This is a genomic window from Novosphingobium kaempferiae (genome assembly GCF_021227995.1).
Lineage (GTDB): Bacteria > Pseudomonadota > Alphaproteobacteria > Sphingomonadales > Sphingomonadaceae > Novosphingobium > Novosphingobium kaempferiae.
This window is the reverse complement of sequence record NZ_CP089301.1, coordinates 3,717,777-3,738,671: the sequence shown is the minus strand read 5'-3', so window position 1 is coordinate 3,738,671 and position 20,895 is coordinate 3,717,777. Positions and strand designations below refer to the sequence as shown.

Here is a 20,895-nt window from a genome sequence, read left to right as displayed (position 1 = left end):
GATTGCTTCGCTACGCTCGCAATGACGAATGAAGCGAAGTCACCCCCGCTCCCGTGGATGCGCGTTCCGATAGACGTCCAACAAGGTCGCCGCATCCACCTTGGTGTAGATCTGCGTCGAGCCCAGCGAGGCATGGCCCAGCAGTTCCTGCAGCGAACGCAGGTCCGCTCCCGCGCCAAGCAGGTGGGTGGCGAAGCTGTGGCGCAACGCATGGGGCGTCGCGCTGGCGGGCAGGCCGAGCCACACCCGCGCCCGCGCCACCGCCTTCTGGACCATCCCCTGCGACAGAGGCCCGCCCTTGGCGCCGCGAAACAGCGCATGGTCGCGCTCGACCGGCCAGGGCGACTTGGCGAGGTAGTCCGCCACGGCATCGCGCACGATGGGCAGCAGCGGCACGACGCGCTGCTTGCCGCCCTTGCCGGAAACGGTCAGCGTCTCGCCCAGCGGCAGCACCGCGCCGGTCAGCGAAAGCGCCTCGGCAATGCGCAGTCCCGCGCCGTAGAGCAGCAGCAGCACCGCCCGGTCGCGTGCGCCGATCCACGGCTGGGAGGCATCTTCCTCCACACCGGCGGCGAGGTTCACCGCCTCGTCGGGCGTTACGGGGCGCGGCAGGCCCTTCTTGACGCGGGGACCACGCAAGCGCGGCGCGGAGGCCTGCGGCACGCCCGCCTTTTCCCGTGCGAAGATCAGGAACGCCTTGAGAGCGGACAGTTCACGGGCGGCGGAGACATTGCCGATCCCATCCTGCCTCCGAGCCGCCAGATGCGTGCGCAAGGCCGCCGCGTCGAGGTTCGCCAGCCGGTCCCAGTCGCAATCGCCAAGAGAGTCGATCAGCCGCCCAGCCGTCGCCAGATAGGCGCGCACCGTATGCGGACTGCGGCGACGCCCTTGCGCGAGATGGGCTCCCCACGGTTCGAGCAGGTCGGCCTTATGCACTCAGCCTTCCACCAGCTGTTCGGGCACCAGTTCCGCCAGCAGCGCGTCGAGCAGCACCATGCCATCGCCGGTCACGCCGATCCGCGCGCCATCGCGCCAGACGAGGCCCTGTCCTTCGTAGAACTGCGCCTTGGCGGGATCGCAAAGCTGCGCCTCGTCCATGCCGAAGCGCGCTGCCATGGCTGCAAGATCAACGCCTTCACGCAGGCGCAGGCCCATCAGCATGGCCTCGCTCGCCTGCTCGGGAATGCCGAGCGGGCGCTCTTCCACGATGCCGTGGCCGCTGCGGGCGATCTCCGCGAGCCAGTTCTCCGGCTTGCGGTGGCGCACCGTAGCCATGCCCCCGCGCCGCCCATGCGCACCGGGGCCGATGCCGCTGTAATCGTGGTAGCGCCAGTAAGTCAGGTTGTGGCGGCTTTCCTCGCCGATGCGGGCGTGGTTGCTGACCTCGTAGGCGGGCAGGCCCGCGCTGGCGGTCAGTTCGCGGGTGAGGGCGAACATGTCGGCGCAGGCGTCCTCGTCGAGCGGCGCGAAGTCGCCCTTGCGCACCATGGTCTCGAACTTCGTGCCGGGCTCGATGGTGAGTTGGTAGAGCGAGAGGTGCCCGGTGCCGAACGACAGCGCCCGCTCCAGTTCGGCGCGCCATGCGTCGAGCGACTGCCCGGGACGTGCGTATATGAGGTCGAAACTGACCCGCTCGAAGTGCGTCTGTGCCACCTCGAGCGCCTTCAGTGCCTCCTCGGTGTCGTGAAGTCGCCCGAGGAAACGCAGCGTCTGGTTGTCCATCGCCTGCACGCCGAGCGACACGCGGTTGACCCCGACCCCGGCGAGAGCGGCGTAGTTCCCGGCCTCGACCGAGGAAGGATTGCCCTCCAGCGTGATCTCGATACCGGGCGCGAAGCCCCACAGCCGTTCTGCTTCCTCCAGCAGCCGCGCCACCAGCGCAGGCGGCATCAGCGAGGGTGTGCCTCCCCCGAAAAACACGGATTCGAGCGGTTCTCCGCCTGCAAGCGCGTGCTCGTGGCGCATGTCGGCAAGCAGCGCCTCCTGCCAGTGCGCATGGTCCACGCGGTCGCGGACATGGCTGTTGAAGTCGCAGTACGGGCACCTGGCGAGGCAGAACGGCCAGTGGATGTAGAGGGCGCGGGCCATCGTTCTCTCAGGCGCGGGTCGGCGCGGGAAGTCAATAGCCCCAATCGTGCAGGGCGGGGGCAAGGATGTGCTCGACGGGGGCGAATTCCGGCTCGTAGTGCCGCCAGCGCTCCACCGAGGCGCGGTTCAGCGGGCGTGTCACCTGGCTGCGGCTGGGCGTGCTGATCGCGCGGGTAGCGGCGTTCTTGTGGAAATCGCGCATGGCCTCGGTCCACGCGATTCCGGTCGAGGCGAGGGCCTTGCGCATGGTACCCTCCAGATCGGAAACCAGCGCTTCGTAGCGCACTTCGCAGGCCTGCAACCCCAACGCATCGCGCCATTTCCGCCACGCTGCGGTGACGAGCGCGTGGAAGCGCACGGCGTCCTCCCAGCGCAGCAGGTTCACCGTCGAGGGCGAGGGCGGCATCATCTGCAGCACGCTGGAAAGGCACACGTCGCGCGGGTTGCGGACCATGAACAGGATCGGCGCTTCGGGAAACAGGCGCAGGATCACCGGCAGGTCGAGCACGTTGAGCGCGAACTTGTCGACGAGACGGCTGGCATCGGCATCGGGACCGAACCGCATGGCGGCAAGGCGACGATAGCGTGCGCGCAAGGCCGCAATAGCGTCGCGGCTGAGCGCATCGAGCGCGCTCAGCCGCGATGTGCCGATGCGAATCGCGGCCTGCGTTCCCGACAGCAGCGGGGCTTCGTCTGCCACTATCACGCCCGGCGCGCAGGCCAGCAGTTCCTGCATGAGGGTGGTGCCCGAACGCAGGTAGCCGATCAGGAAGACGGGAGCGGGATGGTCGTCCGCAGGGGCTTGTTCCCGCCAGCGCTGGATCATGGCGGCGTCGAAATCGGCGTCATCGCGAGCCAGCAGGCGGGCGACCAGCGACTTGTCCTGCGCCGCGTACTCGGGGAGTTCTCCCGCAAGGGCTGCGCCCGCCGCGATATCGGGAAAGACCTCCCGCCAGCGGCCCAGCTTGTCCCGCGCCCGGGCGCGTTCTCGATGGGCGCGCATGCGTTCGCGGGGGGCGGGCGTTCCGGCAAGCACGCGGTCGAGCCGCGCCGCAGCGTTCTCGGCAAGTCCCGCGTCGGTTTCGATACTGGCGGTCAGAACCTCGATCTGCGGCGCTTGCGGGTCGTGATGCAGCGCTTTGGTGCAGGCTTCGAGCGCGAGATCGTGCCGCGAAAGTTGCGCCGCTGCGGTGGCGGTGGACTGCCATAGGGGGAGGGTGTCGACGCCTCGACCAGCGATGGCGTCCAGCAGTGTCAGCGAAGCCACAGGCTGTCCGACAGTCTGCAACAAGTGCCCCACCGGGAGCAGATCGCCGGGAGCGACGCCCGCATCGATCCGCGCCAGCGCCCCGTCGCGCAGCAGGGGAGCCCCCTCGAACAGATGCCCTGACGCGCAGAGCGCCTGTCCGAGCCAGATGGTGATCGCGGGATCGCCGGGAGCCTGCTCCAGCGCCGCGCGGAAATGCCGGACGGCCGCGTCGAGTTGCCCCTTCGCGGCCGCCTCCCGGCCGAGGCGGATGGCCTCAGCCGTTGTGGCCATCGCCGAACTGCTCGGCCACCAGCTTTGCGAAAGCGTCCGCGCGGTGGCTCATCGCCTGCTTTTCGGCGACGGTGAGTTCGGCAAAGCTGACTTCATGTCCTGCGGGCACGAAGACGGGATCGTAGCCGAAGCCCATCGTTCCGCGCGGCGGCCACGAGAACGTGCCGTTCACGCGGCCTTCGTAGACAGCCTCGTCCCCCTCGGGCCAGGCGATGGCGAGGGTGCAGGAGAACCAGCAGGAGCGGTCGACGTCGAGGCCCTGCTCGCTCAGCAGGCCCTCGACTTTGCCCATCGCCATGTACCAGTCGCGGCCGGGTTCGCCTTCGAACCACTGCCGTTCCGCCCAGTCGGCGGTGTAGACGCCCGGCCGTCCGCCGAGCGCCGTCACCGACAGGCCGCTGTCGTCCGCCAGCGCCGGAAGGCCCGCCGCCTTGGCAGCGGCATGGGCCTTGAGCAGCGCATTCTCGACGAACGTGGTGCCGGTCTCCTCCGGCTCGGGCAAGCCGAGATCGCCCGCCGAGACGCAGTCCACGCCGAACGGGGCGAGCAGCGCGGAGATCTCGCGCAGCTTGCCCGCGTTGTGGGTGGCGATGACCAGCTTCGATCCGTCGAGCTTGCGGGTCATCAGCGACCGACCGCCTTGGCCTGCGCCGCGAAGATGCGCTCGCAGCCGATGCGGGCGAGGCGGAGCAGGCGCAGCAGGCCCTCTTCGTCGTACGTCGCGCCTTCTGCGGTCGCCTGTGCCTCGGCGATCAAGCCGCCTTCGATCAGCACGAAGTTGGCGTCGGCGTCCGCCGCGCTGTCCTCGATGTAGTCGAGGTCGAGCACCGGCGTGCCCTGGTGAATGCCGCAGGAGATCGCGGCGACGCGGGCGGTGATCGGGTCTTCCTTGATCTTGCCCTCGGCCATCAGCTTGTCGACTGCGAGGCGCAGCGCGACCCACGCGCCCGAGATCGAGGCGGTGCGAGTGCCACCGTCGGCCTGCAGCACGTCGCAGTCGAGCACGATCTGACGCTCGCCGAGCTTCTTCATGTCGACTACGGCGCGCAAGCTGCGGCCGATGAGGCGCTGGATTTCCTGCGTGCGGCCCGACTGCTTGCCCTTGGCGGCTTCGCGGCTGCCACGGGTGTGCGTGGCGCGCGGCAGCATCGAGTATTCCGCCGTCACCCAGCCTTCGCCCTTGCCGCGCAGGAACGGCGGCACCTTCTCCTCGACCGACGCGGTGACGAGCACGCGCGTGTCGCCGAAGGAGATCAGCACGGAGCCTTCGGCATGCTTGGTGAAGCCGGTCTGGATGTCGATGGCGCGCATTTCGTCGGGGGCACGGCCGGAAGGTCGCATTTCAGGAGTCCTTGCTGTGATTATCGTATCGTGGATTACCGGTTCGCCCTAGGCGCATTGGGCTTGAGGGTTCAAGGGCATTGCCTAAATTGAGGAGCAAGATGCCCACGCCTCCGATCACCGAACTGACCACCCGCGCGCGGGAGATCTTCCGCCTCGTGGTGGAGGGATACCTGGCGACCGGCACGCCGGTCGGCTCGAAGACCTTGGCCGGCCCGGGCGGGGTGAGCCTGTCGTCGGCCTCGATCCGCTCGGTCCTGGCCGATCTGGAGGGGCTGGGCCTGCTCGCCGCGCCGCATACGAGTGCGGGGCGGCTGCCGACCGAGGCGGGGCTGCGCCTGTTTGTGGACGGCATCATGCAGGTGGCCGAGCCCACGGTCGAGGAGCGGCAGGCCATCGAGCGCCGCATCGCCGCGCCCGGTCCGATCGAGGCCGCGCTGGAGGCGACGAGCGCGTTGCTGTCGAATCTCTCGTCCGGCGCAGGCGTCGTCATGGTGCCCCGCCGTGAGCCGCGTCTCATGCACCTGCAACTGGTACCACTGGCGCCGGGAAGGGCGCTGGCGGTGCTGGTGGGGCAGGACGGCGCGGTGGAGAACCGCGTGCTCGAACTGCCGATGGCGCTGCCTTCCGGTGCGCTGGAAGAGGCGTCGAACTACATCTCCGCGCATCTTGGCGGGCGCACGCTGGCACAAGCCGCCCGGGCGATGCGCGCCGAGATCGCCTCGGGCAAGTCGGCGCTCGATTCCGCCAGCCGTGATCTGGTGGAGCGCGGCCTTGCCGTGTGGAGCGAGGACGCGGCGGCGCGCCCCGTTTTGATCGTGCGCGGGCAGGCCAACCTGCTCGATGAGGCGGCGCTGACCGATCTGGAACGCGTCCGCTCGCTGCTCGACGATCTGGAGAACAAGCAGTCGGTCGCCGACCTGCTCGATACCGCCCGCGAGGCGCAGTCCACGCGCATCTTCATCGGCTCGGAGAACCGGCTGTTCGCCTTGTCGGGCTCATCCGTCATCGCCTCGCCCTATCGCGACCGCGAGGGCAGGGTGGTCGGCGTGGTGGGGGTAATCGGGCCGACTCGGTTGAATTATGCGCGGGTCGTCCCCATGGTGGACTTCACCGCCCAGAGCCTGGGCAAGCTCATCGGATAGCTGGAACAGATAGAATAATGACCGACGACAAGACGCAGTCGCCCGCCATCGATCCCGCAGTGGCGGAAGAACTTCAGGGCGTGCCGGAGGACTTCGTGGACACCAAGGGCGAGAACGAGGAAATCGCGAACCTGCGCGAGAAGCTGGCCGGTGCGGAACAGGACGTGCTCTACGCCCGCGCCGAGACGCAGAACGTGCGTCGCCGTCTCGAAAAGGACATCGCCGACACCCGCGCCTATGCCGCGACCAGCTTCGCGCGGGATATCCTGTCGGTGTCGGACAACCTTGCCCGTGCGCTGACCGCGATCCCCGCCGAACTGCGCGAGGACGAGAAGCTCAAGGGTCTCGTCGCCGGGATCGAGGCCACGGGTCGCGAAATCGACAAGGTCTTCGCCAGCCACGGCATCAGCCGCATCGCCTCGATGGGCCTGCCGCTCGACCCCAACCAGCATCAGGCGATGATCGAGGTTCCCTCGGCCGATGCCGAGCCGGGCACGGTGATCCAGGAACTGCAGGCCGGTTACATGATCAAGGACCGCCTGCTGCGTCCCGCCATGGTCGCGGTGGCGAAGAAGCCGGACTGAACCGACTTCCATTCGACTGAATAACGGGACGGCCCGCCTCGGAACGACCGAGTGCGGGCCGTTCACGTATCCGATGGGCAACGTGTCGTATTGTTGCGCGGGAACCCCTTGCGTTCACTTCCGTTCACTTTTCAGAACCAAGGAATTTCGCGGAGAACAACGATGCGCAAGCTCATCCTTCCCATTCTCGCCGCCGGTGCGCTGAGCATCGGTGGCTGCGCCAGCAACTATGCGGGCGAAGGTGCCCTCGCCGGTGGCGCGCTTGGCGCGGGCGTCGGTGCGATTGCCGGTGGTGACGTCGGCACCGGCGCTGCAGTAGGCGCGGCGGCGGGCGGCCTGATCGGCTCGCAGGCCAAGAAGAACAACGACCGGGGTTGCTACCGCTACGACCGTCGCGGCGACCGCTACTGGGATCGCGACTGCTGATCCATCGGTCCTGACGGATGTTGAAAGGGCGCGAGCACTGCGGTGTTCGCGTCCTTTTTATGGAGAGGTGGTGTGCGCTTATGCTTCGACAGGCCCAGCATGAGCGGGATAGAGCAGTTTCATCTTGTACAAATCCGCTCAGGTTGAGCTTGTCGAAGCCCCCGGCGTGAACGGAAGAATGCCCCGATAGGCGCCAAGCTCCGGCGCTCCCGGGAAGTGATACCCCTCGCGCAGCAGGAAGACATGGCGCACGATCTCGGCCTGCTGCTCGATGCCGTAGCGGTCCAGCGTCCAGCCCGGGCGCAGGGCGTAATCATAGCGACAGAACGGATGGCGCATGAGCGGCAGGTAGTATCGCCCCTTGTGCTGGGCCTGCCACACATGCGTCATCTCGTGGATGAAGAGCCCACGCAGATCACCCGATTGGTCCGCGAAATCATCGCGATAGAGCTGGCTGCGCGGATGGAAGTGCAGGTGCCCGCACGGCGCCATCACCGTATGCGCGGGCTGGAACGGAAACCACCGCCGCCGTCGGATGCGTACCGGCGCGCAGTCCACGGCGTCGCCGAAGACCGAGCGGACGAGGTCGACCTCGCCCGCCGTCAGTGCCCGTTCGTCGCCCGGTCCGGGGTTCAGTGGTGCATCCCTTCCATGCCGTCATGCTCGCCGGAACCGCCACTCGCAGCGCCCATCGCCTCCACCTTGAGCGGCATCGACAGCTTGTCTCCGTCGGAGAACGTCAGCGTCAGTTCCGCATTGCCGCCGGCCTTGAGCGAGGGCGCGATGTCGAACACCATCACATGCAGCCCGCCCGGCGTGAACACCATCGAGGCGCCGGGATCGATCGGCAGGCTCTCGACCTTGCTCATCGAGCCGCCGTTGGTCTGGTGCATTTCCGCCTTGCCCGCGCCGGAGACATCGACGCCCGCAAGCGTCACCGGCTCCGCGCCGTCGTTGCGCACGGTGAAGTAGACCACGCCGGGCCGCCCGGCGACGACGGGGAGGACCAGACGCGCGTCGCTCGCCACCATACCGGGCTTGGCGTCGGGGCCGCTCAGCGTCGCCTCGTTCGATTGCGTCGGACTGTCGGGCGTCTTCCCGCACCCGCCTAGCGTTGAAACGAGTGCAGCGACAGCGACAAGGGCGAGCGAAAGGTTGCGTTTCTTCACAGGTATTTCCTCTATCGTCGGCCCCGTTGGAAAATCGCCCGGGTAATGCCATTCGGACGGGCTTGTTCCAAGCGAAACGTCACCTATATCCGGGCTCGACGACTTGGAACGTCACAGAGCCGAGCAAGCCGCCTTGCCTTGATGGAAGGGAGGCGATCCGCTTGGTGTCATCCACTGACGTGAGGAATGGGGATAATGGCAAAAGTAATTGGTATCGACCTCGGCACCACCAACAGCTGCGTTGCCGTCATGGACGGCGGCAAGCCGAAGGTCATCGAGAATTCCGAAGGCGCACGCACCACGCCCTCGATCGTCGCTTTCACCCGTGATGGTGAGCGTCTGATCGGGCAGCCCGCGAAGCGTCAGGCCGTGACCAACGGCGACAACACGATTTTCGCGGTGAAGCGCCTCATCGGCCGCCGCTTCGACGACCCGGTGACCAAGAAGGACACCGAGCTGGTTCCGTACCACATCGTCAAGGGCAAGAACGGCGACGCTTGGGTCCAGGCCGGTGGTGAGGACTACTCGCCCTCGCAGATCAGCGCCTTCACGCTCCAGAAGATGAAGGAAACCGCAGAGTCGTACCTCGGCGAGGCGGTCACGCAGGCGGTCATCACCGTGCCGGCATACTTCAACGACGCGCAGCGCCAGGCGACCAAGGACGCTGGCCAGATCGCGGGCCTCGAAGTGCTGCGCATCATCAACGAGCCGACTGCCGCGGCGCTGGCCTATGGCCTCGACAAGCAGGACGGCAAGACCATCGCGGTCTACGACCTTGGCGGCGGCACCTTCGACGTCTCGATCCTCGAGATCGGCGACGGAGTGTTCGAGGTGAAGTCCACCAACGGCGACACGTTCCTGGGCGGCGAAGACTTCGACACCAAGGTCGTCGAATGGCTGGCCGACAAGTTCAAGGCCAAGGAAGGCATGGACCTGCGCAGCGACAAGCTCGCTCTGCAGCGCCTGAAGGAAGCGGCCGAGAAGGCGAAGATCGAGCTGTCGTCCACCGCGACGACCGAGGTCAACCTTCCGTTCATCACCGCGCGCATGGAAGGCGGCGCGACCACCCCGCTGCACCTCGTCGAGACGATCACCCGTTCCGACCTGGAGCGCATGGTTGCGGACCTCATCCAGCGCACGCTGGAGCCCTGCCGCAAGGCGATCGCCGATGCCGGTCTCTCGGCCAAGGACATCGACGACGTCGTGCTCGTCGGCGGCATGACCCGCATGCCCAAGGTCCGCGAAGTCGTGAAGGACTTCTTCGGCAAGGAACCGCACACCGGCGTGAACCCTGACGAAGTCGTCGCCATGGGCGCGGCGATCCAGGCAGGCGTGCTGCAGGGCGACGTCAAGGACGTGCTGCTGCTCGACGTGACCCCGCTGTCGCTGGGCATCGAGACGCTGGGCGGCATCATGACCAAGATGATCGACCGCAACACGACGATCCCGACCAAGAAGAGCCAGGTCTACTCGACCGCCGAGGACAACCAGCAGGCGGTGACGATCCGCGTGTTCCAGGGCGAGCGCGAGATGGCGCAGGACAACAAGCTGCTCGGCCAGTTCGACCTCGTCGGCATCCCGGCGGCGCGTCGCGGCGTGCCGCAGATCGAAGTGACCTTCGACATCGACGCCAACGGTCTCGTGAACGTGTCCGCCAAGGACAAGGGCACGGGCAAGGAACAGCAGATCCGCATCCAGGCCTCGGGCGGTCTCTCGGACGCCGACATCGACCAGATGGTCCGCGACGCGGAGAAGTTCGCCGAAGAGGACAAGAAGCGTCGCGAATCGGCCGAAGCCCGCAACCAGGCCGACAGCCTCGTCCACGCGACCGAGCAGCAGCTCGTCGAGCATGGCGACAAGATCGACGTCGCGCTCAAGGGTGAAGTCGAGGCTGCGATCGCCGCGACCAAGACCGCACTCGAAGGCAACGACGCCGCCGAGATCAACGCCAAGGCTCAGGAACTGACCCAGGTGGCGATGAAGGTCGGCCAGGCGATCTACGAGAAGGAGCAGGCTTCGGCGGCATCGCCGAACGCAGCTCCGGCCGGTGACGACGATGTGGTCGACGCCGAGTTCTCGGAAGTCGACGAAAACAAGGGCTGACAAGTCCTGATGAAAATCCTGACCGCCACCGGTGCAAACCGCGCCGGTGGCGGTTAGGTTATTCCCCAGGGGAAGAATCACGTGTCAGCGACTGAAATCGACTATTACGAACTGCTCGAGGTAGAGCGCACCGCCGACGACAAGGTATTGAAGTCGGCGTATCGCAAGCTCGCCATGCGCTTCCACCCGGACAAGAACCCGGGCTGCGCCGATTCCGAAGCCCGCTTCAAGCAGATCAGCGAGGCTTACGACTGTCTCAAGGATCCGCAGAAGCGTGCCGCCTACGATCGTTACGGCCATGCCGCGTTCCAGCAGGGCATGGGCGGTGGCGGTGGTCCCGGCGGCGGCGACTTCGGCGATATCGGCGACATCTTCGAATCCATCTTCGGCAGCGCCTTCGGTGGCGGCGGGCGACAGCAGCAGCGTCGCGGCGCCGATCTGCGCTACGACATGGAAGTCTCGCTCGACGAGGCGTTCCGCGGCAAGCAGACCGAGATCACCATCGAAGTCTCGCAAGGCTGCGAACCCTGCCACGGCAGCGGCGCGGAGCCGGGCACCAGCAAGCGCGGCTGCTCCATGTGCGGCGGCCACGGCAAGGTGCGCGCGCAGCAGGGCTTCTTCGTGGTCGAACGCACTTGCCCGACCTGCCACGGTCGCGGCGAGGTGATCGAGAAGCCGTGCCGCTCGTGCGGCGGCGAAGGCCGCGTGGACAAGCCCCAGACGCTGCAGGTGGACATCCCGCCGGGCGTAGATTCGGGCACCCGCATCCGTCTCTCCGGCAAGGGAGAGGCCGGGCCGTTCGGCTCGCCTCCGGGCGACCTCTATATCTTCCTCCACGTCAAGCGCCACCGCGTCTTCGAACGTGACGGGACGACGCTGGTGACGAAGGTGCCGATCACCTTTACCACGGCGGCGCTGGGTGGCTCCATCGAGATCCCCGGCATCGACGGCGAGACGATCGCGCTCGACATCCCGGCGGGCATCCAGTCCGGTAAGCAGCTGCGCAAGCGCGGCGAGGGCATGCCGGTGCTGCAGGGGCGTGGCCGCGGCGACCTCGTGATCGAGATCGCGGTGGAGACGCCGACGAAGCTCTCGGCCCGCCAGAAGGAAATCCTGCGCGAGTTGCAGGCAACCGAGACGGGCGACGAATGCCCGCAGTCGAAGGGCTTCTTCGACCGCATCAAGGACGCCTGGAGCGACCTGACGGAATAAGGACGAAACGGGCGGGGCCGATGCTCCGCCCGTTTTGCTTATTTGCCCCTCACTTCCCGCCCAGCACCTCGCGCCGCAATCGTCGCACCAGCCCCGGATCGGCGCGCAGCCGGTCCTTCTCCTCATCGAGAATCGCCAGGAACGCCCGGCGCTTGAACCCCAACAGTTCCTGCGCGCTCATCGCATGCTCGGCGGACAGTGTGGAGGCGATCAGGTCCATCATTCGTTCCGCGCCGTGCAGGCGGCCCCAGAGATAGTCGTTCTCCCGATAGGTCCGGCTGAAGAACGCGCCGAAGTTGAAGAACTCGGTGCCTTTGAGTGTCTCCCCAACACCGCGCCGGATCGCATGGCAGTCCTCGGGCGAAATGCGGTCGACGAGCACCGGATCGAACTCGGTCAGGCCCTCGCCGCGCAGCAGCGGCAGCGTCACCGTATCGTAGAACGGGAAGCCTAGGTAGGCGAGCAGCACCCGCCGCCGCAGCGCCTGCGGCATCGCCGCAAGCGCCTCGGCCAGCAGTTCGTCCACCGCCGCGTCGGTCTCCAGCAGCCTGCGGGCGCTGGCGAGATGCTCCATCGCAGGTTGCGGATCCTCGAAGAACACCGTCGCCAGAGCCGGGAAAGCCTCACCCATCGCCGCCAATGGCTCGCGCTCGATGTAGAGCGCCAGCGCGTTGTAGATCGCGGTGCGCGCCGCATCGCGGTCCTGCTCGGTGACGCCGGGCTCAGCCTCCCACTCCTGCGTCACCCGCCGCGCCAGCAGGCGAAGACGCCGGATGCGGAAGGCGATGTCGTGGGTGCGGAAGAACTCGATCATCGCCGGTGAGTGCGCGTCGCGCAGCGCCCGCGCGCGGTCGAGACCGTTGGCCGCCAGATGCGCGATCAGCCGTGCGCGCACCGGCTCGGGAGAGGGCAGGTCCAGTTCCGGCGCGGCTTCGAGGATCATGCGCGAGAGCATCATGGCAATTCCGCTGAACTTCACCTGCGCATAACCGTGATAGGCGAACCCGGCCTGCTCGAACGCGGCGAACTGCGCCTTGGTGCGCCACGCCGCAAGGCGCTTGGGAGTGGGCCGGTCGAGGAAGAAGGTGCCGCCGAACAGCTTCTCTACCGTCTCTTCGATCTCGGGCCGCAGCGCGATGACGATCTCGCGCAGCGCCGCCATCTCGCGCGAACGTTCCTCAAGAGCCTCCAGATTGTCGCGGATCGGCTGTTCGCGCGGGATGGCCGACAGCGAGCCGAAGATCACCGGGAAGAACCCCGGAACGCCGTTATCGCGCCGCATTTCCGCACCGACATGGTCGGGCGAGGGATCGACATAGACGAAGCGCCGATCCACCTCGCGCGTGGCGGGACGATCACGCAGCGCCTCCATGGCATCGGCAAAGGGCGCGTTCACCAGCACCGATCCGTCGATCAGCGACACGCAGTCGAGATCGCCGCGCCGTGCATGCTCGGGCATGATGCGGGCGAGGAACGCGTCGCGAGTGGGCCAGCGTTCGCCTTCCTCATCGACGAGACGGTCGATCTCCGCGATCTGGAGCGGCGGGAACGCGCCCGGAAAGCTGGCCGACGCACGCCCGGCCATCACGAGTTCCGGGATCGCTGCCAGCGGTTCCCCGTCATGGCCTGCCTTGGCATGGAACCCGAAGGTCAGCCGGTGCTCGCTCTCCAGCACCAGTGCGGGCGAGTGCAGGCGCAGCGTCTCCAGATGGCCCTTGAAGTCGGTGGCGGTGACGAACAGGTCGAGCGGATGCCCGCTCGGCAGCAGCGGCTTGCCCGCAGGCGCCTGCGCCATCGCGGTCAGCGCCCGGTGCAGCAGCCGCGCGAAGCCGATGCCGCTGAACGGCGGCTCGAACCAGCGCGAGCGGACGAGGCGCGACAGCTTCTCGCGCACTTCCGTCCGCGTCTCCGGCGCGACGCTCTCGCTCACCGCGTTGCCGGGCCGGTGGAGCAGGTACGTCACGAGCGGGCTCGCCCAGAACTTCGCCGCGCGCGACCACGGCTTCGCATCGGGATCGAGCAGCACATCGACGTCGGCGGTTTCCAGCCAGAGATCGGTCAGCGGCTCGAGCGACTGCCCGGAATGGATCGCCTGCGCGAGAAAGATCGAGTTGATGCCGCCTGCGCTCGCCCCTGCAACGATGTCGGAAAGCACACGCAGCTTCAGATTGCCGCCGCTCTCAAGCCGCCTGAGGAGATCGAGGTAAACCGCTGCGCTTCCAGAGGGAACCGCCTCTCCCGACCAGTGCACCCGACTGGCCTGGAGCGTCTTCCACAGCTCCTTGGTGACGCCGTGCATGTACACGGCGAGGCTGACTCCCCCGTAACAGACCAGAGCGATCCGCAGTTCTTTTTGCTGCATCCCGTTATCTTACGCAGGGTTACAGGATTGGCAATTGCGTTCTCATTCCGTTCCGGTTACGCGAACGCCATGGCGAAACCCAAGCGTCGATATGTCTGTCAGTCCTGCGGCGGTGTCTCCACCCGCTGGCAGGGGCAATGCGCCGATTGCGGCGAGTGGAACACGCTTGCCGAGGAGGCGCCGCAGACGGTGTTCTCGGCCAAGCATGACCTGTCTTCGGGCGGAAGGCCGATCCAGTTCACCCCGCTCGATGCGCCGGGCGAAGTGCCGCAGCGGCAGAAGAGCGGCATTTCGGAGTTCGACCGGGCGCTAGGCGGCGGTCTGGTGCCCGGCTCGGCGATCCTGATGGGCGGCGATCCCGGCATCGGCAAGTCCACGCTGCTGCTGCAGGTCTCGGCCAACATCGCCAATGCGGGCGGCCTCTCGGTCTACGTCAGCGGCGAGGAAGCGGCGGGGCAGGTGCGGTTGCGCGCGGAGCGGCTTGGCCTCTCGAAGGCGCCGATCCAGTTGGCGGCAGCCACTTCTGTGCGCGATATCCTGACCACGCTCGGCATGATGGACAAGCCGTCGCTGCTGGTGATCGATTCGATCCAGACCATGCACTCGGACCAGATCGAGGGTGCCCCCGGCACTGTCAGCCAGGTGCGCGGCTGCGCCTTCGAACTGATCCGCTACGCGAAGGAAACCGGCGTCACCCTCGTCCTCGTCGGCCACGTCACCAAGGATGGCAACATCGCCGGCCCGCGCGTGCTGGAGCATATGGTTGACGTAGTGATGAGCTTCGAGGGGGAGCGCAGCCACCAGTACCGCATCCTGCGCAGCCTCAAGAACCGCTTCGGCCCAGTGGACGAGATCGGCGTCTTCGCCATGGAGGGCGACGGCCTTGCCGAAGTCGGCAACCCTTCGATGCTGTTCCTGTCGGGCCGCGAGGAACCGATGGCGGGCAGCGCCGTGTTCCCGGCGATGGAGGGCACGCGCCCCGTCCTCGTCGAGATCCAGGCGCTGATCGTGCGGCTGCAGAGCGGTGCGACGCCCCGGCGCGCCGTCGTGGGCTGGGATTCGGGCCGCATGGCGATGCTGCTGGCGGTGCTGGAGGCGCGCTGCGGGCTCAGTTTCTCGAACTGCGAAGTCTATCTCAACGTCGCGGGCGGCTATCGCCTGAGCGACCCGGCCGCCGACCTTGCGGTGGGGGCGGCGCTGATCTCGGCGCTCGGCGACAAACCGCTGCCGACAGACGCGGTATGGTTCGGCGAAGTCTCGCTCGCCGGAGAGATCCGGCCGGTGGCCCACGGCTCGATCCGCCAGCGCGAATCGGCCAAGCTGGGCTTCTCCAAGGCCTTCGGTCCCGCCAACGGTCCGCCGCCTGAAAAGGGCCTGACGTTTTCGGGGCTGACGATGCTGCCCAACCTCGTTGACCGCATCCTTGCCGATGCCTAATTCAGCGGGTCTATGACAGGCTTCGACATCGCCGTTCTGCTCCTCGTGGGCCTCGGCGCCATTACCGGCTTCATCCGCGGCTTCGTGCAGGAGATTCTGGCCCTTGCGGCCTGGGTCTTCGCCATTTTCGCGATCCGCCTGTTCCACACGCCGGCAACGGCGTTCCTCGGCGACTACATCGGCTCGGATTCGGGCTCAGCGGTGCTGGCCTTCGCACTCCTGCTCGGCATTCCCTTCCTCGCCGTGAAGCTTGTCGCCAAGTGGGCGGGGGCGAAGAGCCGCGCCTCGGTGCTCGGCCCGATCGACCGAGTGCTCGGCCTCGGCTTCGGTGCAGTCAAGGGCGTCATCATCATCGTGCTCGGCTTTTCGGTGCTGGTGCTTGGCTACGACACGATCTGGGGCGTCGGCGGGCGGCCGGACTGGATCACGCAGGCGCGTACCTATCCCTTCATCAACGCGAGCAGCGAGGCGCTGGTCCAGCTCATCGCCGAACGCCGGGCGGAAGCTCGCGCCGCCGAAGCTGCGCGAGAGGCTGAATAAAGCGTGGCGACCGCCGTTCTCTACACGCCCGAAGTGCTCGGCCTCGCCATCGAACTGGCCGCCTGTCCACTGACCGACGACCTGCCGCTGCGGGGCGAAGCGCGCTCGAAAAGCTGCGGCAGCACCATCACGCTCGGCCTTGCGCTCGACGATGCGGGCAGGATCGCGCGGGTCGGCCTGCGCAGCCAGGCCTGCGCGATCGGGCAGGCTTCGGCCGCGATCTTCGCGCGAGCAGCCTCCGGCACATCCGGCGCGGACATCGTCAGGGTCAGGGGCGAAGTCGCGGACTGGCTGGCGGGCGAGGGCGGCCTGCCCGAATGGCCGGGCTTCGCGACCATCGCTGCCGCGCGCGACTATCCGGCGCGGCATGGCGCGGTCATGCTGCCGTGGGACGCCGCGGTAAAGGCGCTTTCCGCCGTCTGATCCGGCCCCTGAGTTGCCCTCGCGCGCAAGGTGACGCTATGGGCGCTCGGTGACGAAGTTTCCCGACCTTTCGATGCCGAGTCCGGCGCTGCGCCTGAACCTCGATCCCGATGCGCTGCAAGCGAACTGGCGTGCGCTCGACCGCATGTCCGGCAACGCCCGCGCAGGCGCGGCGGTCAAGGCGGATGCTTATGGCCTTGGCGTGAAGGGCGTCGTTCCGTTGCTCCGTGAGGCGGGGTGCCGGGACTTCTTCGTGGCGCACTGGTCCGAAGTCCCCGACGTCCTCGAAGTGGCCGAACCGCAGATGCTCGCGGTGCTCCATGGCCCGCTGAGCGATGCCGACGCGGCCTTTGCGCGGGAGACGGGAGTGAAGCCCGTCATCAACTCGCTCGAACAGGCCCGGCGCTGGCTCGACGCCGGAGGCGGGCGTTGCGATCTGATGGTCGATACCGGGATGAACCGTCTCGGCGTGACGCTCGACCAGCTTGGCGAGCCGGTGCTGGCGGCTCTCGATATCGACGTGCTGCTCTCGCACCTCGTCTCCTCGGAGGAGGATACGCCGCTCAACGAACTGCAGCGCCAGCGGTGGGAGCACGCCCGCACCGCGCTGCCCCACCGGCGGGCAAGCCTTGCCAACAGCGGCGGCATCGCGCTCGGCACGGCCTATCACGGTGACCTGACCCGCCCCGGCATCGCGCTCTACGGTGGCGTGCCACGCCCGGAAATGGCGGCATCGCTGCGACAGGTCGTGCAACCGCAGGCGGCGATATTGCAGGTGCGCGAGGTCGCGGCGGGCGAGACGATCGGCTACAACGCGACTTACACCGCCACCACCGCGATGCGCGTCGGCACGATCGCGCTGGGCTACGCCGACGGCTACCTGCGCTGCTGGTCGGACCAGGGCGAGTTCACGGCAGGCGGACATACGCTGCCCGTCCTTGGCCGTGTGAGCATGGACCTGACCGTCGTCGACCTCAGCCACGCGCCGGAAATCGGCGAGGGCGACTGGATCACCGCGCAATACGCGCTGCCTGAAGCTTCCGCCGCCTCCGGCCTGTCCCAATACGAGCTGTTAACCTTGCTTGGACACCGTTTTGGACGCTGAAATTCGCGGAATTTCGAGCGAATCCCTCTTTTGCTGCGCAGCAATTTGTGTTGCAATGCGATATCCCGGAATGGTAACTTAGCTATCCGGCAAATGGGGACTGGAAATGGCTGAAACGGCGTCTGGCGACGACAACACCGTAATCATCAAGAAGTACGCGAACCGGCGACTCTACAACACCCGTTCGTCGAGCTACATCACGCTTGACCACCTCGCGAAGATGACCCGCGAAGGCGTGGACTACAAGGTGCTGGACGCCAAGACCGGCTCCGACATCACGCACACGATCCTGACGCAGATCATCATGGAAGAGGAATCGAACGGGGAGCAGATGCTTCCGGTCAACTTCCTGCGCGAACTGATCAGCATGTACGGCAACCAGATGCAGTCGCTGATCCCGCATTACCTCGAAGCCTCGATGGAGAACTTCCGCGCCAACCAGGCGAAGCTCGCCAAGGCGTTCGAGGACAGCCTCGGCAACAACCCGCTGGCGAAGCTGGCCGAGCAGAACATGGCGATGTTCCGCGCCGCTTCCTCCGCCTTCATGCCGGGTGCGGAAAAGCAGCCGGAAACCAAGGCGCCGCCCGCTGCCGAGAACCCCGGCGACCTGTCCGCCCTGCGCGACCAGATGGCCGAAATCCAGAAGCGTCTCGACGCGCTGGGCAAGTAAGACCGCGCAAGGGGCGAGAGCGATGACCTCCCGCGTCGCCCGCCCTGCCGCGCGCATCATCCTGCTCGATCCGGCGGACCGCGTGCTGCTGTTCCGCTTCGACCCGCCCGACCGCGAGCCGTTCTGGTGTACGCCCGGCGGGGCGGTCGATCCCGGCGAAAGCTACGAGGACGCCGCAAGGCGCGAACTGCTGGAGGAGACCGGCTTCGTCGCCGAGCCCGGGCCGCAGGTCGCTCGCAAGATTGCCGACTTCATCACCATCGAAGGCGTGCCGGTTACGGCGGACGAGCGCTACTTCCGCGTCCGCACGCCCGCCGGGGCCGATCCCGAGGCGATTGACACGGGCGGCCACACCGAACTTGAACGCTCGGTCATGCGCAGCTGGCGCTGGTTCGACCGCGCCGGGCTCGCCGAACTGGCGGAGCCCTATTTTCCCGAGGATCTCGTCGATCTGCTCGATCCAGAGGTTTGAACCTTCCGGCGAGTCCCGCTAACAGGCGCGGCATGAATCAGAAGACAGCGATCCGCCACGCCCTCTCCACCAAGCGCGAAGACGATTTCGCCCAGTGGTATCAGGAAGTCATCTCCGAAGCCGAAATGGCCGAGGAATCGGGCGTGCGCGGCTGCATGGTCATCAAGCCGTGGGGCTACGGCGTGTGGGAGCGCATTCAGCGCCTGATGGACGACCGCATCAAGGCGGCGGGGGTGCAGAACTGCTACTTCCCGCTGTTCATCCCGCTGTCGTACTTCGCCAAGGAAGCCGAGCACGTCGAGGGTTTCGCCAAGGAAATGGCGGTCGTCACCCATCACCGCCTCGTCGGTGACGGCAAGGGCGGCCTCGTGCCGGATCCCGAAGCGAAGCTGGAAGAGCCGCTGATCGTCCGCCCGACGTCGGAGACGGTGATCGGCCAAGCCATGGCGCGCTGGGTGCAGTCGTGGCGCGATCTGCCGTTGATGGTCAACCAGTGGGCCAACGTGGTGCGTTGGGAAATGCGCACGCGCATGTTCCTGCGCACCAGCGAGTTCCTCTGGCAGGAGGGGCACACCGCCCACGCCGACCGCGACGACGCCATGGCCGAGACCCTGCGCGCGCTCGAAATGTACCGCGACTTCGTGGAAACCGAGCTGGCCATGCCCGTTATCGCCGGTGAGAAGCCCGAGAACGAGCGCTTCCCGGGCGCCGTCGCGACGTATTCGATCGAGGCGATGATGCAGGACGGCAAGGCGCTCCAGGCGGGCACCTCGCACTACCTCGGCACCGGCTTCGCCCATGCCGCGGGCATCACCTTCCAGGACCGCGAGGGCACGCAGCAGTATGCCCACACGACGAGCTGGGGCACTTCGACCCGCATGATCGGCGGCCTCATCATGACGCACGGCGACGACGACGGCCTGCGCGTGCCGCCCGCCGTGGCGCCGCACCAGATCGTCATCCTGCCGATGCTGCGCGACGCGCCCGAGGACGACGCGCTGCTCGCCTACTGCGAGGAACTGCGCAAGGCGCTCGCCAGCCAGTCGGCGCTGCGTGAGCCGGTGCGCGTGCTGCTCGACAAGCGCCCGGGCAAGGCCACGCAAAAGCGCTGGGCCTGGGTCAAGAAGGGCGTGCCGCTGATCCTCGAGATCGGTGGCCGCGATGCTGCGGGCGGACAGGTCTCGATGCTGCGCCGCGACCGCCTCTGGACCGAGGCGGGCAAGGCCAACTTCGTCGGCATGGCCAAGGACGATTTCGTCGCCCGCGCCGTGGCGGAAATCGAGGATATCCAGTCCTCGCTGCACGCCGAAGCCAAGGCGAAGCGCGACGCGAACATCTCGAAGGCGTCGACCTTCGACGAACTCGCGGCGTTCTTTTCGGACGACAAGCGCTATCCGGGCTGGGTCGAAGTCGAATGGGCGCGCCCGACCGGCGATGAACTGGAAGCCGTGGTGCAGAAGCTCAAGGGCCTCAAGCTGACGATGCGCAACACGCCGCTCGAAAGCGAGCCGGTGACGGGTGAATGCATTTTCACGGGACGCCCGGCGGTCGAGCGGATATACGTGGCGCGATCCTATTGATCCAAAAGGGGGAACCGGATGCTCGAAGCGATCAAGTACAACCTCGCCAACCTGACCAATTTCAAGGGGCGTGAGGGACGTTCGGCATTCTGGTTCTACGTGCTGTTCCTCGCGATCATCCAGATCGCGATCTCGTTCCTGATCTCGATCGCGCTGACCGGGCCGATGATGGCGGAAGTGTTCACGTCCGCGCAGCAGGGCCTCAGCGAGATCGAGATCCAGAAGCGCATGTTCGAGCGTCTCACCGGCATGATGCGCACTTCGGTGTGGGTGTCCGTGGCCGTGACGCTGGTGATGATGGGCCTGCTGGTCGCCTCGTTCACCCGGCGCCTGCACGATTCGGACAAGCCGGGCTGGGTGGCGGCGCTGACCGTGGTGATCCAGCTTGCGGCGCTTGGCATTCAGGTCGCGTCGATCGACGCGGTGGCACAGGTCATGGTCATTGCCCAGAGCGGCGACATGGCGAAGCTGCAGGCGGCGCAGGGGCAACTGATGCTCAACGGCCTGCTGGCATGGGTGCCGCTGGTGATCGTGGTCATCTTCGGCGTCTGGCCGTCGAGCGACGGCGTCAACCGTTATGGGCCGGAGCCCGATCACTTCTGAGTGGGGTTCGGCCCCGTTTACCTCTTTTCGTCATTGCGAGCGTAGCGAAGCAATCCGGCGTCACTGAACCGCGCTGGATTGCTTCGCTATGCTCG

21 protein-coding genes are annotated in these 20,895 nt (G+C 67.0%); 13 read left to right on the top strand and 8 right to left on the bottom strand.

What is annotated here, in order from left to right; all coding sequences use genetic code 11:
* Positions 1-39 precede the first annotated feature (39 nt).
* The 5 genes from LO787_RS17130 to rph are packed head-to-tail and all read right to left on the bottom strand — an operon-like array spanning position 40 to position 4,969.
* Positions 40-936: a tyrosine recombinase XerC gene (locus tag LO787_RS17130; protein ID WP_232492201.1), complete on the bottom strand. Its 897-nt coding sequence runs from the start codon at positions 934-936 to the stop codon at positions 40-42.
* Positions 937-2,088, bottom strand: a complete 1,152-nt coding sequence (hemW, locus tag LO787_RS17125) for a radical SAM family heme chaperone HemW (protein WP_232492200.1) — start codon at positions 2,086-2,088, stop codon at positions 937-939.
* Positions 2,089-2,119: 31 nt separating this feature from the next.
* Positions 2,120-3,628, bottom strand: a complete 1,509-nt coding sequence (locus LO787_RS17120; RefSeq protein ID WP_232492199.1) for a tetratricopeptide repeat-containing sulfotransferase family protein — start codon at positions 3,626-3,628, stop codon at positions 2,120-2,122.
* Positions 3,612-4,253 carry an RdgB/HAM1 family non-canonical purine NTP pyrophosphatase gene (rdgB, locus tag LO787_RS17115; RefSeq protein WP_232492198.1) on the bottom strand — a complete coding sequence of 214 codons (642 nt, stop codon included), beginning with the start codon at positions 4,251-4,253 and terminating at the stop codon, positions 3,612-3,614. The genes LO787_RS17120 and rdgB overlap by 17 nt, the downstream gene beginning before the upstream one ends.
* Positions 4,253-4,969: a ribonuclease PH gene (gene rph / locus LO787_RS17110; RefSeq protein WP_103095892.1), complete on the bottom strand. Its 717-nt coding sequence runs from the start codon at positions 4,967-4,969 to the stop codon at positions 4,253-4,255. The genes rdgB and rph overlap by 1 nt, the downstream gene beginning before the upstream one ends.
* Positions 4,970-5,070: 101 nt before the next feature.
* Here rph and hrcA point away from each other — a divergent pair, with 101 nt between their 5' ends.
* From hrcA to LO787_RS17095, 3 genes are all read left to right on the top strand, one after another.
* The gene (gene hrcA / locus LO787_RS17105) at positions 5,071-6,114 is read left to right on the top strand and encodes a heat-inducible transcriptional repressor HrcA (RefSeq protein ID WP_232492197.1); all 1,044 of its coding nucleotides are present in this window, start codon (positions 5,071-5,073) and stop codon (positions 6,112-6,114) included.
* A gap of 17 nt (positions 6,115-6,131) precedes the next feature.
* Positions 6,132-6,698: a nucleotide exchange factor GrpE gene (grpE, locus tag LO787_RS17100; protein ID WP_232492196.1), complete on the top strand. Its 567-nt coding sequence runs from the start codon at positions 6,132-6,134 to the stop codon at positions 6,696-6,698.
* 162 nt (positions 6,699-6,860) lie between these two features.
* A complete protein-coding gene (locus LO787_RS17095; protein WP_232492195.1) occupies positions 6,861-7,124 on the top strand; it encodes a YgdI/YgdR family lipoprotein in 264 nt (87 codons plus the stop codon).
* Between the two features lie 138 nt (positions 7,125-7,262).
* Here LO787_RS17095 and LO787_RS17090 read toward each other — a convergent pair whose 3' ends face one another.
* Positions 7,263-7,760 carry a vgr related protein gene (locus tag LO787_RS17090; protein ID WP_232496355.1) on the bottom strand — a complete coding sequence of 166 codons (498 nt, stop codon included), beginning with the start codon at positions 7,758-7,760 and terminating at the stop codon, positions 7,263-7,265.
* Positions 7,757-8,293 (bottom strand): copper chaperone PCu(A)C, encoded by a 537-nt coding sequence (locus LO787_RS17085; protein ID WP_232492194.1) that lies wholly within the window; start codon positions 8,291-8,293, stop codon positions 7,757-7,759. The genes LO787_RS17090 and LO787_RS17085 overlap by 4 nt, the downstream gene beginning before the upstream one ends.
* A 195-nt stretch (positions 8,294-8,488) precedes the next feature.
* Between LO787_RS17085 and dnaK the strand changes: the two genes are divergently transcribed.
* Together dnaK and dnaJ are read left to right on the top strand one after the other, a co-directional pair.
* The gene (gene dnaK / locus LO787_RS17080) at positions 8,489-10,396 is read left to right on the top strand and encodes a molecular chaperone DnaK (RefSeq protein ID WP_232492193.1); all 1,908 of its coding nucleotides are present in this window, start codon (positions 8,489-8,491) and stop codon (positions 10,394-10,396) included.
* A gap of 81 nt (positions 10,397-10,477) precedes the next feature.
* The gene (gene dnaJ, locus LO787_RS17075) at positions 10,478-11,608 is read left to right on the top strand and encodes a molecular chaperone DnaJ (RefSeq protein ID WP_232492192.1); all 1,131 of its coding nucleotides are present in this window, start codon (positions 10,478-10,480) and stop codon (positions 11,606-11,608) included.
* Between the two features lie 49 nt (positions 11,609-11,657).
* Here the strand turns inward: dnaJ and LO787_RS17070 are convergent, their stop codons facing one another.
* A complete protein-coding gene (locus LO787_RS17070; RefSeq protein WP_232492191.1) occupies positions 11,658-13,970 on the bottom strand; it encodes a patatin-like protein in 2,313 nt (770 codons plus the stop codon).
* 69 nt (positions 13,971-14,039) lie between these two features.
* On the opposite strand from LO787_RS17070, the gene radA reads away from it, so the two are divergent.
* The 8 genes from radA to LO787_RS17030 all read left to right on the top strand — a co-directional run bounded on the left by radA (position 14,040) and on the right by LO787_RS17030 (position 20,800).
* Positions 14,040-15,407: a DNA repair protein RadA gene (gene radA, locus LO787_RS17065; RefSeq protein ID WP_232492190.1), complete on the top strand. Its 1,368-nt coding sequence runs from the start codon at positions 14,040-14,042 to the stop codon at positions 15,405-15,407.
* A 12-nt stretch (positions 15,408-15,419) separates the two neighbouring features.
* Positions 15,420-15,947: a CvpA family protein gene (locus LO787_RS17060; RefSeq protein ID WP_232492189.1), complete on the top strand. Its 528-nt coding sequence runs from the start codon at positions 15,420-15,422 to the stop codon at positions 15,945-15,947.
* 3 nt (positions 15,948-15,950) lie between these two features.
* Positions 15,951-16,370, top strand: coding sequence for an iron-sulfur cluster assembly scaffold protein (locus tag LO787_RS17055; protein WP_232492188.1), 420 nt, complete (start codon positions 15,951-15,953; stop codon positions 16,368-16,370).
* A 73-nt stretch (positions 16,371-16,443) separates the two neighbouring features.
* Entirely contained in the window at positions 16,444-17,475 is a 1,032-nt protein-coding gene (gene alr / locus LO787_RS17050) for an alanine racemase (protein WP_232496354.1), read from the top strand.
* Between the two features lie 106 nt (positions 17,476-17,581).
* Positions 17,582-18,145, top strand: a complete 564-nt coding sequence (gene phaR, locus LO787_RS17045; RefSeq protein ID WP_232492187.1) for a polyhydroxyalkanoate synthesis repressor PhaR — start codon at positions 17,582-17,584, stop codon at positions 18,143-18,145.
* A 22-nt stretch (positions 18,146-18,167) separates the two neighbouring features.
* Entirely contained in the window at positions 18,168-18,617 is a 450-nt protein-coding gene (locus LO787_RS17040; RefSeq protein WP_232492186.1) for an NUDIX hydrolase, read from the top strand.
* Positions 18,618-18,649: 32 nt separating this feature from the next.
* Positions 18,650-20,197, top strand: coding sequence for a proline--tRNA ligase (gene proS, locus LO787_RS17035; protein WP_232492185.1), 1,548 nt, complete (start codon positions 18,650-18,652; stop codon positions 20,195-20,197).
* 18 nt (positions 20,198-20,215) lie between these two features.
* On the top strand, positions 20,216-20,800 hold the full coding sequence (locus LO787_RS17030; protein ID WP_232492184.1) for a DUF805 domain-containing protein: 585 nt from the start codon (positions 20,216-20,218) through the stop codon (positions 20,798-20,800).
* Positions 20,801-20,895: the final 95 nt, after the last annotated feature.

Excerpts from the sequence above, each read along its gene's own strand:
- hemW (WP_232492200.1), bottom strand. The coding sequence starts at position 2,088 with ATGGCCCGCGCCCTCTACATCCACTGGCCGTTCTGCCTCGCCAGGTGC.
- LO787_RS17120 (WP_232492199.1), bottom strand. The coding sequence starts at position 3,628 with ATGGCCACAACGGCTGAGGCCATCCGCCTCGGCCGGGAGGCGGCCGCG.
- rdgB (WP_232492198.1), bottom strand. The coding sequence starts at position 4,253 with ATGACCCGCAAGCTCGACGGATCGAAGCTGGTCATCGCCACCCACAAC.
- rph (WP_103095892.1), bottom strand. The coding sequence starts at position 4,969 with ATGCGACCTTCCGGCCGTGCCCCCGACGAAATGCGCGCCATCGACATC.
- hrcA (WP_232492197.1), top strand. The coding sequence starts at position 5,071 with ATGCCCACGCCTCCGATCACCGAACTGACCACCCGCGCGCGGGAGATC.
- grpE (WP_232492196.1), top strand. The coding sequence starts at position 6,132 with ATGACCGACGACAAGACGCAGTCGCCCGCCATCGATCCCGCAGTGGCG.
- LO787_RS17095 (WP_232492195.1), top strand. The coding sequence starts at position 6,861 with ATGCGCAAGCTCATCCTTCCCATTCTCGCCGCCGGTGCGCTGAGCATC.
- dnaK (WP_232492193.1), top strand. The coding sequence starts at position 8,489 with ATGGCAAAAGTAATTGGTATCGACCTCGGCACCACCAACAGCTGCGTT.
- LO787_RS17070 (WP_232492191.1), bottom strand. The coding sequence starts at position 13,970 with ATGCAGCAAAAAGAACTGCGGATCGCTCTGGTCTGTTACGGGGGAGTC.
- radA (WP_232492190.1), top strand. The coding sequence starts at position 14,040 with ATGGCGAAACCCAAGCGTCGATATGTCTGTCAGTCCTGCGGCGGTGTC.
- LO787_RS17060 (WP_232492189.1), top strand. The coding sequence starts at position 15,420 with ATGACAGGCTTCGACATCGCCGTTCTGCTCCTCGTGGGCCTCGGCGCC.
- alr (WP_232496354.1), top strand. The coding sequence starts at position 16,444 with ATGCCGAGTCCGGCGCTGCGCCTGAACCTCGATCCCGATGCGCTGCAA.
- phaR (WP_232492187.1), top strand. The coding sequence starts at position 17,582 with ATGGCTGAAACGGCGTCTGGCGACGACAACACCGTAATCATCAAGAAG.
- LO787_RS17040 (WP_232492186.1), top strand. The coding sequence starts at position 18,168 with ATGACCTCCCGCGTCGCCCGCCCTGCCGCGCGCATCATCCTGCTCGAT.
- proS (WP_232492185.1), top strand. The coding sequence starts at position 18,650 with ATGAATCAGAAGACAGCGATCCGCCACGCCCTCTCCACCAAGCGCGAA.
- LO787_RS17030 (WP_232492184.1), top strand. The coding sequence starts at position 20,216 with ATGCTCGAAGCGATCAAGTACAACCTCGCCAACCTGACCAATTTCAAG.